The 1,130-nt window shown below is 61.0% G+C and carries 1 protein-coding gene; it reads right to left on the bottom strand.

Features of this window, described 5'->3' with window-relative positions; all coding sequences use genetic code 11:
* Positions 1-123: 123 nt before the first annotated feature.
* On the bottom strand, positions 124-1,130 hold a 1,007-nt coding region (locus BMI01S_RS37680; RefSeq protein WP_218002779.1), incomplete at its 5' end, for an IS5 family transposase.

The following is a 1,130-nucleotide window of genomic DNA, read 5'->3' as shown; positions in this document are numbered from 1 at the left end:
CAATGTCCTGAAGAACGCCTGCCGGGTTGAGGCGCTGCAGCTCTCGCAGATGGAGCGGGTAGAGAAGGCACTTGCACTGGGCTTTGTTCAGCAGGGCATGGCCGCGGTTGGTTGCAGACGCAACTAGGCATTTTTGACGCAAACGGCCTTGCCGAAGCTGTTCCACAGATTCACGAGGTTCGCGATAATCACGCCCTCGCGCTGCTGAGATTCGGTTTTGCGCGTCAGTAGTCGCGCACCGATACAACGCTTGATTCGCGAGATCTGCGCCTCGACCAGCGCGCGCTGGCCGTACCCGTATTTGTTGCGGAACGCATGGATGCCCTTGTCCTTGATGTACCGAACGAGATGGTCGTGCCAGCGCGTCGCCGGCTGATTGTGAACGACCGCATTGGCCGGTGAGGGAATCACCGGCAGCACGCCGCAGGCTGACCACGCCTCGGTCTGCGCAATACTGTAATACGCGCCGTCGGCGATCACGCAGTCGACATTCGCGTCGACTGCCAGCATCGCATTCAGGCCCGCCTCGTCGGAAACGTTGTCCTCGGTAATCGCGATCTGGTGGACATTCATCTCCGGGTCGATCGACAGATGCATCTTGCGCCACGGCGTCTGGCTCGCGTCGCGCCCGTACTTTTGCCGATGCCATTCGCTGGCCCGGCCAAAGTTCATGCCGCTGCTGTCGACGATCAGGCTGATAGCTTCGCCGTTGCGCAGGCGTTCGGCCACGCGAGCGCAGCGTTGTTTGACCTGAACCTCGAGCGTACGGAACCGCTCGCTCAGAAGCCCGAAACTCGGTACCCCGATGTCGAGTCCGCGCAGCGCCCAGAATTCGTGCATGTGGCCGGTGATCTGCCGCATGCCCCAGCCGAACAGCCGGTAGAAGATGAAGATCAGTTCGAGGTACGCATCGCTGTACGTCCGGGACTGACCCGACACGCCCTTCTGGTAGGGCGTGTCGTTGATGAACAGCGCCTTCAGGTCTCCGTCGGGACAATACAGGCTGAGTTGCCCGCGCCGCTTCAGGCTTTCGTTGTACTCGTGCGCGTATGTTACCGCATAGCCCGGCTTCGCTCGTTTGCGCGGTTCGCCCGTCTTCAGTCTTGCCTTGTAAGGGCATGAAAGCTCGC

The sequence above is a fragment of the Paraburkholderia mimosarum LMG 23256 = NBRC 106338 genome, from assembly GCF_000739815.1.
Taxonomy (GTDB): Bacteria; Pseudomonadota; Gammaproteobacteria; order Burkholderiales; family Burkholderiaceae; genus Paraburkholderia; species Paraburkholderia mimosarum.
Note: the sequence above shows the minus strand (reverse complement) of the source record. Positions and strands in the feature narration are given on the sequence as shown.